Source organism: Arthrobacter sp. SLBN-122, from assembly GCF_006715165.1.
GTDB lineage: Bacteria > Actinomycetota > Actinomycetes > Actinomycetales > Micrococcaceae > Arthrobacter.
On sequence record NZ_VFMS01000001.1, the window covers coordinates 507250 to 520522 of the forward strand.

Genomic DNA, 13273 nt, shown 5'->3' on the forward strand with positions numbered 1-13273 from the left:
CGAGCATCCTTACAGGAATACAGAAAACCGGCCCAGCTGATGCTGGACCGGTTTTCTGTATGGCGCCTGCCGTGGCCCCTTTAAGAAGGGACTAGTGGCTGTGGCCTGCGTGCTCGTCCTCTTCGGCCGGCTTCTCCACGACAAGGGTCTCGGTGGTGAGAACCAGGGCGGCGATGGAGGCCGCGTTGCGGAGGGCAGCACGGGTGACCTTGACGGGGTCGATGACGCCCGCGCCGATCAGGTCCTCGTACTCGCCGGACTTGGCGTTGAAGCCGTTGTTGGTTTCGAGGTCGGCAACCTTGGAGGTGACCACGTAGCCGTCGAAGCCGGCGTTTTGGGCGATCCAGCGCAGCGGCTGCACCAGTGCGCGGCGGACAATGCCGACAGCTGCGGCAGCGTCACCTTCGAGGGCCTTCACAGAAGCATCCTCATCCAGTGCCTTGAGGGCGTGGATCAGGGCGGAGCCACCGCCGGCCACGATGCCTTCTTCGAGGGCAGCGCGGGTGGAGGACACGGCGTCCTCGATGCGGTGCTTCTTTTCCTTCAGCTCAACCTCGGTTGCGGCACCCACCTTGATGACGCCGATGCCGCCGGCCAGCTTGGCCAGCCGCTCCTGGAGCTTTTCGCGGTCCCAGTCGGAGTCGGTGCGGGTAACCTCGGCGCGCAGCTGGGCAACGCGTGCGGCCACATCCTCGGCCGAACCGGCGCCGTCCACGATGGTGGTGTTGTCCTTGGTGACCGTGATACGGCGGGCGGTACCCAGCACCTCCAGGCCAACGGTGTCCAGGCTCAGGCCCAGCTCCGGGGAGACAACCTGCGCACCGGTGAGGGTGGCAATGTCCTGCAGCATGGCCTTGCGGCGGTCACCGAAGCCGGGGGCCTTGACGGCAACAACGTTCAGGGTGCCGCGGATGCGGTTGACGATCAGCGTGGACAGGGCCTCGCCCTCGACGTCCTCGGCGATGATGAACAGCGGCTTGGAGGCCTGGAGCGCCTTTTCCAGCAGCGGCAGGAATTCCTGGATGGAGGAGATCTTGCCCTGGTTGATCAGGATGAGCGCGTCCTCGAGGACTGCTTCCTGGCGTTCCGCGTCCGTGACGAAGTACGGGGACAGGTAGCCCTTGTCGAACTGCATGCCCTCGGTGAGGACCAGTTCGGTCTGGGTGGTGGAGGACTCTTCGATGGTGATGACGCCATCCTTGCCCACCTTGCCGAAGGCCTCGGCCAGGAGCTCGCCGATTTCGTCGCTCTGGGCGGAGATGGCGGCAACGTTTGCCACCTGGGTGCCTTCGACGGGGCGGGCGTTCTCCAGCAGGCGGGCAGCGACGGCTTCAACCGCAACTTCGATGCCACGCTTGATCTGGCCGGGGGCAGCGCCCGCTGCCACGTTGCGCAGGCCTTCCTTGACCAGGGCCTGGGCCAGGACCGTCGCGGTGGTGGTGCCGTCGCCGGCAACGTCGTTGGTCTTGGTGGCTACTTCCTTGGCCAGCTGGGCGCCGAGGTTCTCGTAGGGGTCGTCCAGTTCCACTTCGCGGGCGATGGTGACGCCGTCGTTCGTGATGGTGGGGGCACCCCACTTCTTGTCCAGGACGACGTTGCGGCCGCGGGGGCCGAGCGTCACCTTGACGGTGTTCGCGAGCTTATCGATGCCGGCCTCAAGGGACCGGCGGGCAGCGTCATTAAACGCAAGCTGCTTTGCCATGGTTTTGTCCTTTCAAAGACAGAACCCCGCACTGCCGGCCAGCATGAGCATGGCCGGCGGCACGGGGATCCGAAAGAGTTACTTTACGACGACAGCCAGGACGTCGCGGGCGGACAGCACGAGGTACTCGGTGCCGCCGGTCTTGACTTCGGTTCCGCCGTACTTGGAGTAGATGACGACGTCGCCAACGGCTACGTCAACGGGAACGCGGTTGCCATCTTCGAAGCGGCCGGGGCCTACTGCAACAACTTCGCCTTCCTGCGGCTTCTCCTGCGCGGAGTCCGGGATGACCAGGCCGGAAGCCGTGGTCTGCTCGGCTTCGAGCGGGCGGACAACGATACGATCCTCAAGAGGCTTAATAGAGACCGACACTCGGACCTCTCCTTTTCGTCAGCAAATTCGTGGACTGGAAAGCTTTCCGCCGTAGCTGGCAAACCGTCGTCGCGGTGCCGGCAGCAGCCTGGCTGGCAGCTCTTCATGTGTTAGCACCCTCCTAGGGAGAGTGCTAATGAAGACTCTATGTAAGGGTTAGCACTCGGTCAAGGTGAGTGCCAACGTTTCGTCATGGGCGTACGCCTTTTCCAGGGTCCGACGACGGCGGCCCGGGGCAACGGCCACGCTCCCCTATCGGCCCAGGTCGTCGAAGTCCACGTCTTCGCCGCCGTCGGCATCGCCGCCGCCTGCCTTACGGGCGCGGAAGAGCACCCAGCCGGCCCCGGCTGCGGCGAGCGCCGCAATGACGAGGACGAAGATGCTCCCCATCCGCGCGCCGTCGTACAGCCCCCGGATGTCCCGGGACTCCTGGGTGTTGTCCTGGATGTCGTTGCCGCCCACGGAATAGACGGTGGCGTTGAACGTGTCCAGCAGGAAAATGATCACCAGCAGGGCGATGCAGACCACCGCCACCGCGGCGGCAGCAATCAGGACGGGACGGGCAAACCTTGCCGGGCCGCGGCCCCTGGGTTGGTGTCCGCCGGGCTCCACAGGGGCTGTGCTCTCATCCATGGTTTCAACAGTATCGGCATCCCGGCCGCGCGCTCCTCCACTAGGCTGGAACCCATGGCTCACGCTCCCCAGGACCAGATTGCACCCCTTTTGACCCCCGAAGGCTGGGACTTGCTGGCATCGCTGGGCCCCTACCGGGACGAGGACTCCTTTGAGCTCAATTCCGCGCTCCGGAAGGCCGGGCACCCTGCCGAACTCGTATCCGCCGTCCTGACGCAGTCGCGGCTGCGCACCAGGGCAGAGGCGAAATTCGGCGAGTTTGCCCGCCAGATGTTGTTTACCCAGGCCGGCCTGGAGCAGGCCACGCGCCTGAACGTCGCCGCGCACCACGCGCAGCGGTTCGCTGCTGCCGGGATCAGCCGCGTGGCGGACCTGGGCTGCGGGCTGGGCGCCGATGCCATGGCCCTGGCATCCCTGGACATCAATGTCACCGCCGTGGAAATGGACGAAACCACCGCGGCCTGCGCCACCATGAACCTCATCCCGTTCCCCAATGCCACGGTGGTCCACGCCGACGCGGCATCAGTCCCGCTGGAAGGAATCGACGGCGTCTGGCTGGATCCCGCGCGCCGGGTCACCTCCACCTCCGGAACCAAGCGGATCTGGGACCCCGAGGCGTTCTCCCCGCCGCTGTCCTTCGTGGAGTCACTCGCTGCTGGCGGGAAGGCCGTGGGCGTGAAGATGGGCCCGGGCATGCCGCACGAGTCTGTTCCTGCAGACTGCGAAGCCCAATGGGTGTCCGCGGCCGGTGACGTCACCGAAGTGACCCTCTGGTTCAACGCTGTGCGCAGGCCCGGGGTCCGCCGGGCAGCCCTGGTCCTGGGTTCCCAAGGGCCCGCCGAGCTGACCAGCGCGGACGATTTCGGCGCCGGCCCGGCCGCGCCAGTGGGACCGGTGGAAGGCTACCTGTACGAACCCGACGGCGCCGTGATCCGCGCCGGGCTGGTGGCGGACGTGGCGCTGCAGCTCGGCGGCCACCTGGTGGACGAGCACATCGCCTACATCTGCGCCCCGGAACTCCTGGACACCCCGTTCGCCCGGGCCTACACGGTCCTGGAGGTCATGCCCTACAACGTCAAGGCGCTCAAGGCGTGGGTGAAGCAGGAGGGCATCACCGTGCTGGATATCAAAAAGCGTGGGACCGCGGTCACGCCGGAGGAGCTGCGGAAGCAGCTGCTGCCAGGCGGAAAGAACTCCAAAAAGGGTTCCGCGAGGACCGCCACCCTGGTCCTGACCCGTATTGGGGAGGACCGGGTAGCGATCGTGGTGGAACCGGCATAGGCGCCTACTGCGCGCGCATGAACTCCTCGGCTGCCCGCACCTGCTCCGCGGTGGGACGCACGCCGGTGTAGAGCACGAACTGTTCCAGTGCCTGGATGGTGGCAACCTCGGCCCCCGTGATGACCGGTTTCCCTGCCACACGGGCCGTCTTGATCAGCGGCGTCTCCGCCGGGAGCGCCACCACGTCGAAGACCAGCCGGGCTGCCTGGATGGCCTCCGCGGGAAACGATAGGCTGTCCGCTTCGGCGCCGCCGGCCATGCCGATGGGGGTGACGTTGATGATCAGGTCCGCCGTGCCGCCGTCGAGCGCTGCCCGCCACTGGAAGCCGTACTGGTCGGCGAGCGCACGGCCGGCAGCCTCATTCCGGGCGATGACGGTGACGTTCCTGAAGCCGGCATCGCGGAGGGCGGCAACCGTGGCCTTGGCCATGCCGCCCGCACCCTGGACCAGTACCGAATAGTCAGTGGGGACTGCGTTTGACGCCAGCAGCTGTTCGATCGCCGTGTAGTCGGTGTTGTACGCCTTGAGGTGCCCCTCCGTGTTCACGATGGTGTTCACAGAGTCGATGGCCTTGGCGGAGGGGTCCATCTCGTCCACCAGCGCGATGACGTCCTCCTTGTACGGCATGGAGATGGCACAGCCGCGGATGCCCAGCCCCCGGACGCCGGCGATGGCCTGTTCCAGGTTGGTGGGCGCGAACGCCTTGTAGATCCAGTTCAGGTCCAGCTGCCCGTACAGGTGGTTGTGGAAGCGGGTCCCGTTGTTGCTGGGCCGGGCCGAGAGCGAGATGCAGAGGGTCATGTCTTTATTCAGAATGGGCACCTGACCATTAAAGCGTTCCCGCGGGTCAGGGGCAGCCGGTCCCTGCAGGAAAGGGCCCGACGGCGGCAGGCAGCTTCCCGGGAGCAAGCGCCTTTCCTGCCAGCACGGCGGCCAGCGCGTCGAAGGCGGTGTCGGTGCGGCCATACAGCGCCAGCTTGACCGGGGCTGTGGAGTTCTGGAGCGGCCAGGGGGCGTCGAGGGCCACGGCGATGTCCCCGCCCGCCGCCTTCCCGCCGAGGCCGATCAGGTTCACCAGCGGGCCTGATCCAACCGCCAGGCCGGAGCGGGCAGCGGCTGCTTCGAAGCGCTCCCGGTCCCCCGGTCCCCCGCCGGCCACGCGTACAGCACCGGGAACAAGGGGGCCGCCGCAGGGACCGGAGACAACGGTAAGGGCCGATGCCGAAACCCGTGCCGACAACGCGACGCCGCTGCCGGCCGGAGAACCTGCACCCGCTGTTGCGGCGGCCGCCGTGGTCCGGGCATGCCAGATCATCATGGTGGCCACCCGCTGCACGGCCTCATCGAGCCGGGCGGCGGGAAGGGTCCCGGCGGCTACGGCCTGGAGGATGGCGGCGTGCGCCTGTTCCACGTCCGCGGGCATCAGCAGCAGGTCGGCGCCGGCTCCCAGGGCTTTCACCGCTGCCGCCCCGGCGGGGTACTGGTTGTCCACGGCCCCCATGTTGAGGGCGTCGGTCACGGCCACGCCTTTGAAGCCCAGGTCCCGCATCACGGCGTAGCTTGGTGCGGAGAGCGACGCCGGCACGCCGGGTTCCAGCGCAGGCACGGCGATGTGCCCGGTCATGACAATGGGCAGGCCCGCGGACACGGCTGCCTGGAAGGGTTTCCAGTCCCGGGCCCGGAGTTCGTCAAGGCCGGCCGGCTGCACGGGCAGGCTGAGGTGGGAGTCCGTTGTCACCGAGCCGTGGCCGGGGAAGTGCTTCACGGTGGGGAGCACACCCGCGTCCAGCATGCCTTGGGAAAAGGCCACCCCGTGGGCTGCGGCGGCGGCCGGATCGGCGGACATGGAGCGGGCACCGATGGTGGGGTCGCCGGGCCCGATGGTGACGTCGGTGTCGGGCGCGAAGTCGAGGTCGAAACCCAACGGCACCAGCTCACTGGCCAAACCCTTTCCTGCTTCCCGGGTCAGGGCCTGGTTGCCAGCTGCACCGTAGCTCATGGGCGTGGGCCATTCGGTCAGCGGGCGTCCCAGGCGCGCCACGGCGCCGCCTTCCTGGTCCACGCCGATGATGCCCGGCCAGCCCCGGCCGTCGGCGGAAGCGGCCTGCTGCAGCCGCTGGTTCACGGCACCCATGGCGGCAACGTCCACGTTCCCCTGCGGGTCCCGGGGCACGTTGTCGCCCATGATGATGGACCCGGCCAGGTGCAGGCGCTGGATGAGCGCGGCGTGCGCCTCCACCTGGCTGCCCTTGAAGAACGGGATCAGCACCTGCCCGGCCTTCTGCTCCGGCGACATGGCTTTGACAGCGGCTGCCGCGGCATCCTGGTCGCGCTGCTCCGGGCCCCACCCCAGCGGGCGGGAGCCTGGGTCAGGTGAGGCAGAAGCGGTGGGAGGCGCCGTCGTCGTACTTGCTGATGCGGAAGGGGACGCAGTGGCGGGCGCAGCCGGGGACGACGGCGGGGCCGCGTTTGGCGAGGCGGTGCAGGAGGCCAGGGCCAGGGCCGACAGGGCCAGGAGGAGCGGGAGGGATTTGGCGGGACTGGTTTTGGCGGCGCTGTGACGCAGGGGGAACGGGGCCATCAATACGATGCTACCCCTGCACTAGACTTGAACCACCCGTTCGCCAGCCGGCGCAGCCTGTGAGCGGCATCAGCCAGCGGCAAACCGGACAGTAAGGAAACGTGTGAAGATCGACTTCGCGTCATCGAGGCAGTCAACCCTCGGTGTTGAGTGGGAGCTTGCCCTGGTGGACGGAAAAACGGGCGAGCTCGCTTCCGTGGCCAACCAGGTACTCCGCGGCGTGGCCTCCCGCCACCCGGAACTCAACGAAGACGACGAACATCCGCACATCAAGCAGGAACTGCTGCTGAACACGGTGGAACTGGTCACCGGCATCTGCGAAACAGCCGCCGAGGCCAAAGAGGACCTGAGCCGGTCCGTTGCCGCCGTCCGCGAAATCACCGATCCCATGGGCGTGGAGCTGTTCTGCGCCGGCAGCCACCCGTTCAGCCCGCCGCAGCTGCAGCCCGTGACGGACAAGGCGCGCTACGCCAAACTCATCGACCGCACCCAGTGGTGGGGCCGGCAGATGGTCATTTACGGCGTCCACGTACACGTGGGCCTGGACCGCCGGGACAAGGCACTGCCCGTCCTGGACGGCCTGGTCAACTACTTCCCGCACTTCCAGGCACTCTCCGCGTCCAGCCCGTTCTGGGGCGGCGAGGACACCGGCTACGCCTCCCAGCGCGCCCTGATGTTCCAGCAGCTTCCCACCGCAGGCCTGCCCTTCCAGTTCAAATCCTGGGAGGAATACGAGTCCTACGTGCAGGATATGACCACCACCGGCGTCATCGACACCATCTCCGAGATCCGCTGGGACATCCGGCCCGTGCCTGCGCTCGGGACCATCGAGATGCGCATCTGCGATGGCCTGGCCACGCTGGAGGAAGTGGGCGCCATTGCGGCCCTCACCCAGTGCCTGGTGGACGAGTTCTCCACCACCCTGGACAACGGCGGCACCATCCCCACCATGCCGCCGTGGCACGTGCAGGAAAACAAATGGCGCGCTGCCCGCTACGGCATGGACGCCATCATCATCCTAGACGCCGCAGGCCGTGAGCAGTTGGTCACCGAACACCTGCTGGAGACGCTGAACCGGCTGGAGCCGGTGGCGGCCAAGCTTCGCTGCCTGGACGAGCTTGCCGACGTCGAGAAAATCATCCGCCGCGGCGCCGGGTACCAGCGGCAGCGCCGCGTTGCCGCGGAGAACGGCGGGAACCTCCAGGCCGTGGTCCTGGACCTGGTCAAGCAGATGCGGAACGGCCCCACCGCCTGATTTGCTCTATCAGTTATGGTCCCTAAACCCTGCTTTTAGGAACCATAACTGATGGAGCATCGGCAGATGTTTCCGGGTCAGGCTGGCAGCGACACCGATGTGACCGGCATGGACGAGTCCGGGGCGAAGCCGATGCCGCTGGGTTCAACGCCGGCCATCACCAACTGTGCGCCCAGTGCCGCCACCATGGCCCCGTTGTCCGTGCACAGGTCCAGGGGCGGCACGTGCAGCCGGATTCCGGCGGAGGCGCAGCGCTGCCCCGTCAGTTCGCGCAGGCGGGAGTTGGCTGCCACGCCGCCGCCCAGCAGGACATCCCTGATGCCGTGTTCGCGGCAGGCCAGCACCGCCTTGGACGAAATCACGTCCACCACGGCTTCCTGGAAGGCGGCCGCGATGTCAGCCACAGGGATCTCCTCCCCACGGGCCTCGAACTGCTCCACGCACCGGGCCACCGCCGTCTTGAGCCCGCTGAAGGACCAGTCGTACCGGTGCGGCCCCGGCTCCTCCGCCGTGCCCATGTATTTGGGCTGGGTGAGGCCGCGGGGAAAGCGGATGGCCTTGGGATTGCCGCCGCGGGCCACCTTGTCGATGGCGGGGCCGCCCGGGTAGCCGAGGCCCAGGATACGGGCCACTTTGTCGTAAGCCTCGCCCGCGGCGTCGTCGATGGTGGAACCCAGGAGCTCCACGTCGCTGGTGATGCTGTTGATCCGCAGGATCTCGGTGTGGCCGCCGGAGACCAGCAGGGCGCCCAGGTTCTCCGGCAGCTCCTGCTTCCGGCCGTTGCCGCGGTCATCCAGGAGCCCCACCCCCACGTGCGCCACCAGATGGTTAATCGCATACAGCGGCTTCCCGGTGGCGACGGCGAGCGCCTTGGCAGCGCACACGCCCACCATGAGTGCGCCGGCCAGCCCGGGCCCGGACGTTACGGCGATGGCGTCCACCTCGTCAAGGCTCACACCGGCGTCTGCCAGCGCCTGCTCCAGGGTGGGGACGAACGCGTCCAGGTGCGCACGCGAAGCGATCTCTGGAATGACGCCGCCGAACCGGACGTGCTCGTCCATGGAGGAAGAGACGGTGTTGGTCAGGAGGGTGGTGCCGCGGACGATGCCCACGCCGGTTTCGTCGCAGGATGATTCGATGCCCAGCACCAGGGGCTGTGAGCGGTTCATGGCTTGCCTGCCTCCGTTGCGTGTTGGCCATCAGTTTCGGGTGCGGCGAGCTGGAGCCGCATGATCAGGGCATCCACCCCGTCCCGGTAGTAGCGGGGACGGATGTGGATCTGCTCGAAGCCGAACCGCACGTACAGCTGCTGTGCCCGGGGGTTGTCGGCGCGGACTTCGAGCAGGACATCGGCCGCACCACGGTGCCTGGCCTCCCCAATCAGTTGCGTGAGCAGGGTGCTGCCAATACCGCGCCCCTCATAGTCAGGGACGACGGCGATGGTCTGGATGTCCGCGATGGGCTCGATGCACATCAGCCCGGCATAGCCCACGATGCCGTCGCTGGTCTCCGCCACGAGGTAGCGGCGGGTCTCCGGCTGGGAGAGCTCGTCGATGAACATCTGCACGGGCCAGGCGTCAATCGGGAACAGCTGCTGCTCCAGGGCGCCGACGCCGGGCACATCGTCCAGGGTCATGTCGCGGACGGTCACGCCTGCCATGCGGGATTCCGGGGCGGTGCTCACAGTGCCCGCTTCCGGGGTCCGGGAATCTGCGCGTCCGATTCGCGCAGGTACAGGGGTGTGGTGTCCGGCAGGGCGTCACCGGCAGCCAGCCTGGCCAGGGCGAACTGGCCAAGGTACAGCGCGTCAGGCTGCTCCGCCGCGAACTCCGGATGGGCGTGCAGGACGCCATCGTAGAGCCCGGCACCGGCGCCGAATGCGGGCAGGTCCGGCAGGTCGGCGGCGAATCCGACATCCGGACCGTCCTCCAGCTGCGGCAACTGGCCGTCGTCGAGGCTGTAACGGGCCCAGTAGACCTCTTTCCGGCGGGCATCGGTCACCACCAGGAACTCCGGAACGGCGGCAGTGGATTCGGCCACCTCCAGGGCCACCGCGTCCAGGCTCATCAGCCCGTGTAGGGGCTTGCCCCAGACAAACGCGAGGGTCCGTGCCGTGGCGATGCCGGAGCGCAGGCCGGTGAAGGGGCCAGGACCTACCCCCACCACCAGCGCATCAATGTCCTGCCCGGTGACTCCGGCGTCTGCCAGCATGGCGTGAATGCCCGGCGCGAGCACCTCGGCATGGCTGCGCGTGTCTTCGGTGGCGAAGCTGGCCAGCACCCCCTCCGGGGCTTGATTGGACAGCAGCGCCGCGCTGGCCACCGCGGAGGTGTCAATCGCGAGGATCAGCATGGGACGTCTCCTCCCGGCGCATCAAGTTCCGGTCCGCCCGGTTCAGGGGCGCCCAGTTCCGGGGCGCTTGCCCACCGCGGCCCGTACCCGCGCATCACGATGGTGCGGGGCTCGTCGGTGTCTTCGCCGTCGAAGTCCAGGGTCCCACCTCCGGCCCCGCTGCCAGAGGTATCAAGCCCGATGGCACGCAGGAGGTCGATTTCCAGCCGGCTGTCGCTCAGGTGCTCCACCCGCTCATGCCCCCACTCCACCACCGTCACGGACGAGTCCATGGTGTTTTCGAGGTCGATGTCGTCGATTTCCGCCGCCGAACCCAGCCGGTACGCGTCCACGTGCACAAGGTCCGGGCCGCCGGGACGCGGACCATCGGGCAGGTTGGGATGGATCCGGACCAGGACGAACGTTGGCGAGATGATGCCGGCGCGGACACCCAGGCCCTCGCCCAGGCCTTGGGTGAATGTCGTTTTTCCTGCCCCCAGCTCGCCGGACAGCACCAACAGGTCCCCGGCCTGCAGCACCTCCGCTAAACGTGCGCCGAACGCATGCGTCTGGTCCGCCGTCGTCGCCGTAAACGTCTTTTCCCAGTTGGCGGCCTGGTTGGCGGCCAACTCTTCCGGCGCGCTCATGCGGCCCCCGCCGCGCCGGGCACGCCCACCAGCCCCTGGCCGTTGACCGCCGGTTCGTCCTCGTTGATGAAGCGGCGCGGAACACGGGGGCTGATGCGGGTCACGATTTCGTAGTTGATGGTTCCGGCGGCGCGGGCCCAGTCCTCCGCGGTGGGTCCGCCGTCGGCACCGTCCCCAAAGAGCACCGCTTCCGTACCCTGCAGTGCCGCCCCGGATGCCTCCGGCCCAAGGTCGATGACCATCTGGTCCATGGCGATTCGGCCCACTACCGGGTAGGTCTTCCCGCCTACGCGGACGGGTCCGCCGGTGGCAATCCGGGGGACCCCGTCGGCGTAGCCCATGGGAATCAGGGCCAGGGTGCTTGCGGTCCTGGTGCGGTAATGCAGTCCGTAGGAGACGCCCTGTCCTTCGGGAACCTCCTTGCACTGCGACACCAGGGTGCGCAGCGTCATGGCGGGCCGGAGGCCAAGCTCTGCCGAGGTCTGCCCGTCAAACGGCGAAAGCCCGTAGATGCCCAGGCCAACCCTGACCAGGTCGAAGTGGGTGTCCGGCCGGGACAGCGTGGCGGGGGTGTTGGCGAGGTGCCGGACCTCGGGGTCCACGCCCGCGTCCTCGGCGATGGCCAGCGCCTCCCGGAATGCGGCCAGCTGTTCGTCCGTCTCGGGCCGCTCCGGCTCGTCAGCCACGGCCAGGTGGGAGAAGATGCCCACCACGCGCAGGAGGCCCTGGTCCTGGTACTCCACGGCCTCCCCCACCAGGCGGTCCCAGGCCTCGGGAGTGGCTCCGTTGCGTCCCAGCCCGGTGTCCACCTTGAGGTGCACCCGTGCCGGACGCTCCTGTTCACGGGCCGCGGCCACGATGCGCTCCAGCTCCCAGCCCGAACAGCCAATGTCGACGCCGGCGGCCACGGCGGCGCCGAAGTTGCTGTCCGTGGTGTGCAGCCAGGCGAGGAGCGGCGCATCGATGCCGGCTGCGCGCAGGGCGAGGGCCTCCGAAATGTGGGCCACGCCGAGCCAGGCGGCACCGGCCTGCAGGGCTGCGCGGGCGACCGGAACGGCACCGTGCCCGTACGCATCCGCCTTGACCACTGCCATGACTTTCGCGGGGGAAGCGGCTGCGGCCAGGCGGCGGACGTTGTGCCGGATGGCATCCAGGTCGATCACGGCGGACCGCTCGTGGCGGGGGTCCGGCCCGGAGGCAGCGCTGAATTCACCGGTTGTTGCGGGGTAAGTCACCTAAGTGATTCTAGTGCGGGCACTTCGCGCCGAATAATCAGGGCCTCCAGCACTCCCTAGGCGTCCGACAGGTGCGCGATGGTGGCGGCCGCCCGGCGCTGGGCTGCCAGCGGCACATCTTCGATGATGTCCGCGAGGAACCCGAAGCGCCGCAGCCATTGACTCGTTTGCCGTTCCGGACGGGCATTGGCGCGTCTCCACCAGTCGGCGATGTCGCCCCAGCCCGGGGCGGCCAGCGAACCGCCCACCTCCTGTACCGCCAGGGCTGCGCACAGGTTGGCGAACCGTAGCCTGTCCCCCAACGGCCAGCCGGCCAGGGTTCCCACAATGAACGCCGCATCGAAGCAGTCGCCGGCTCCAGTGGGGTCGTGTGCCTTTACCGGAAGCGACGGGACCCACTCCTCCTCGCCGGTTTCCGAGTCCACGGCCATGGCGCCCTGGGGGCCCAGGGTCACCACGGCCACCGGCACCCGGTCCGCCAGCGCGTAGAGGGCACTCCAGGGATTGTCCTTGCCCGTGAACGCCATGGCCTCGCGCTGGTTGGGCAGGAAGGCGTAGAAGTACTGCAGGTTCTCAAGCCGCACCGGGGCCCATTCCCCGCTGGGGTCCCACCCCACATCCCCGAACAGTTTCAGCCCGGCGGCATGGGCTGCCCGGGCCCACGGCTCAACCTCAAGGCCCACCTCGGCGATGCCGGCGCGCGCCTTGGGCGGGTCTCCAATCAGCTCGGAGTTTGTCACCGGCGCCGAGTGTCCGTGGGTTACCAGGGAACGGTCGCCGTCAACGCAGAGGGACACCGTCACCGGCGAGTGCCAGCCCGGGACGCGGCGGGAGAGGCTGAGGTCAACGTGCTCCTGCCCGGAGAGGATCTTCCAGTTGAAGTCCCCGTAGCCGTCGTCGCCGAACGCGGCAGCCAACCCAGTGCGGAGCCCCAGCCTGGCAGCGGCGATGGCCTGGTTCGCCACCCCGCCGGGGCAGCTGCCCATGCCGTCGCTCCAGATTTCCGTGCCGGGTTCGGGGCCGTGGGGCAGGCCGGTGAAGATGATGTCCTGGAACACGGTTCCGGCCAGCAGGAGGTCGAATCCGGGTTCCCCGGGTGAACGGACGGCAGCCAGGGGGTCGAAGGGGCGTGCGGGGATCGCGTCCATAGTGCGCAGGATACGCCGTGCCCCACAGCTGCGGTAGGGACCTTCGACAGCTGTGGACGGGGTGTCGGAGGCTGGTCCTAGACTGCA

General features: G+C 68.1%; 13 protein-coding genes. 2 read left to right on the forward strand and 11 right to left on the reverse strand.

Annotation, left to right across the window (positions count from 1 at the left end; genetic code table 11):
• Positions 1 to 91: 91 nt before the first annotated feature.
• From groL to FBY36_RS02265, 3 genes are all read right to left on the reverse strand, one after another.
• The gene (groL, locus tag FBY36_RS02255) at positions 92 to 1702 is read right to left on the reverse strand and encodes a chaperonin GroEL (protein ID WP_142031913.1); all 1611 of its coding nucleotides are present in this window, start codon (positions 1700 to 1702) and stop codon (positions 92 to 94) included.
• A 78-nt stretch (positions 1703 to 1780) separates the two neighbouring features.
• Positions 1781 to 2074, reverse strand: a complete 294-nt coding sequence (groES, locus tag FBY36_RS02260; protein WP_043454746.1) for a co-chaperone GroES — start codon at positions 2072 to 2074, stop codon at positions 1781 to 1783.
• Positions 2075 to 2326: 252 nt separating this feature from the next.
• The gene (locus FBY36_RS02265; protein WP_142117148.1) at positions 2327 to 2707 is read right to left on the reverse strand and encodes a hypothetical protein; all 381 of its coding nucleotides are present in this window, start codon (positions 2705 to 2707) and stop codon (positions 2327 to 2329) included.
• 54 nt (positions 2708 to 2761) lie between these two features.
• Between FBY36_RS02265 and FBY36_RS02270 the strand changes: the two genes are divergently transcribed.
• Positions 2762 to 3988: a class I SAM-dependent methyltransferase gene (locus tag FBY36_RS02270; RefSeq protein WP_142117150.1), complete on the forward strand. Its 1227-nt coding sequence runs from the start codon at positions 2762 to 2764 to the stop codon at positions 3986 to 3988.
• A 4-nt stretch (positions 3989 to 3992) separates the two neighbouring features.
• Here FBY36_RS02270 and FBY36_RS02275 read toward each other — a convergent pair whose 3' ends face one another.
• Together FBY36_RS02275 and FBY36_RS02280 are read right to left on the reverse strand one after the other, a co-directional pair.
• Positions 3993 to 4811, reverse strand: coding sequence for a shikimate 5-dehydrogenase (locus FBY36_RS02275; RefSeq protein WP_268815546.1), 819 nt, complete (start codon positions 4809 to 4811; stop codon positions 3993 to 3995).
• A 25-nt stretch (positions 4812 to 4836) separates the two neighbouring features.
• A complete protein-coding gene (locus FBY36_RS02280) occupies positions 4837 to 6285 on the reverse strand; it encodes a glycoside hydrolase family 3 protein (protein WP_142117151.1) in 1449 nt (482 codons plus the stop codon).
• A gap of 388 nt (positions 6286 to 6673) precedes the next feature.
• Here FBY36_RS02280 and FBY36_RS02290 point away from each other — a divergent pair, with 388 nt between their 5' ends.
• On the forward strand, positions 6674 to 7825 hold the full coding sequence (locus FBY36_RS02290; protein WP_142031924.1) for a glutamate--cysteine ligase: 1152 nt from the start codon (positions 6674 to 6676) through the stop codon (positions 7823 to 7825).
• 77 nt (positions 7826 to 7902) lie between these two features.
• On the opposite strand, the gene tsaD is transcribed toward FBY36_RS02290, so the two are convergent.
• Genes tsaD through FBY36_RS02320 form a run of 6 tightly spaced genes read right to left on the reverse strand, consistent with a single transcriptional unit; the run spans position 7903 to position 13186 of the window.
• The gene (gene tsaD, locus FBY36_RS02295; protein WP_142031926.1) at positions 7903 to 8994 is read right to left on the reverse strand and encodes a tRNA (adenosine(37)-N6)-threonylcarbamoyltransferase complex transferase subunit TsaD; all 1092 of its coding nucleotides are present in this window, start codon (positions 8992 to 8994) and stop codon (positions 7903 to 7905) included.
• Positions 8991 to 9485 (reverse strand): ribosomal protein S18-alanine N-acetyltransferase, encoded by a 495-nt coding sequence (rimI, locus tag FBY36_RS02300; protein WP_442858257.1) that lies wholly within the window; start codon positions 9483 to 9485, stop codon positions 8991 to 8993. Before rimI ends, tsaD begins: the two co-directional genes overlap by 4 nt.
• A gap of 20 nt (positions 9486 to 9505) precedes the next feature.
• On the reverse strand, positions 9506 to 10177 hold the full coding sequence (gene tsaB, locus FBY36_RS02305) for a tRNA (adenosine(37)-N6)-threonylcarbamoyltransferase complex dimerization subunit type 1 TsaB (RefSeq protein ID WP_142117154.1): 672 nt from the start codon (positions 10175 to 10177) through the stop codon (positions 9506 to 9508).
• Positions 10171 to 10803 (reverse strand): tRNA (adenosine(37)-N6)-threonylcarbamoyltransferase complex ATPase subunit type 1 TsaE, encoded by a 633-nt coding sequence (gene tsaE, locus FBY36_RS02310; protein ID WP_142117155.1) that lies wholly within the window; start codon positions 10801 to 10803, stop codon positions 10171 to 10173. Before tsaE ends, tsaB begins: the two co-directional genes overlap by 7 nt.
• A complete protein-coding gene (gene alr, locus FBY36_RS02315) occupies positions 10800 to 12038 on the reverse strand; it encodes an alanine racemase (protein ID WP_142117157.1) in 1239 nt (412 codons plus the stop codon). The genes tsaE and alr overlap by 4 nt, the downstream gene beginning before the upstream one ends.
• Positions 12039 to 12094: 56 nt before the next feature.
• Complete coding sequence (locus FBY36_RS02320; protein ID WP_142117158.1) at positions 12095 to 13186, reverse strand: carbohydrate kinase family protein; 1092 nt, start codon at positions 13184 to 13186, stop codon at positions 12095 to 12097.
• Between the last annotated feature and the right edge of the window lie 87 nt (positions 13187 to 13273).

Excerpts from the sequence above, each read along its gene's own strand:
- groL (WP_142031913.1), bottom strand. The coding sequence starts at position 1,702 with ATGGCAAAGCAGCTTGCGTTTAATGACGCTGCCCGCCGGTCCCTTGAG.
- FBY36_RS02265 (WP_142117148.1), bottom strand. The coding sequence starts at position 2,707 with ATGGATGAGAGCACAGCCCCTGTGGAGCCCGGCGGACACCAACCCAGG.
- FBY36_RS02270 (WP_142117150.1), top strand. The coding sequence starts at position 2,762 with ATGGCTCACGCTCCCCAGGACCAGATTGCACCCCTTTTGACCCCCGAA.
- FBY36_RS02280 (WP_142117151.1), bottom strand. The coding sequence starts at position 6,285 with ATGTCGCCGGAGCAGAAGGCCGGGCAGGTGCTGATCCCGTTCTTCAAG.
- tsaD (WP_142031926.1), bottom strand. The coding sequence starts at position 8,994 with ATGAACCGCTCACAGCCCCTGGTGCTGGGCATCGAATCATCCTGCGAC.
- rimI (WP_442858257.1), bottom strand. The coding sequence starts at position 9,485 with ATGGCAGGCGTGACCGTCCGCGACATGACCCTGGACGATGTGCCCGGC.
- tsaB (WP_142117154.1), bottom strand. The coding sequence starts at position 10,177 with ATGCTGATCCTCGCGATTGACACCTCCGCGGTGGCCAGCGCGGCGCTG.
- tsaE (WP_142117155.1), bottom strand. The coding sequence starts at position 10,803 with ATGAGCGCGCCGGAAGAGTTGGCCGCCAACCAGGCCGCCAACTGGGAA.
- FBY36_RS02320 (WP_142117158.1), bottom strand. The coding sequence starts at position 13,186 with ATGGACGCGATCCCCGCACGCCCCTTCGACCCCCTGGCTGCCGTCCGT.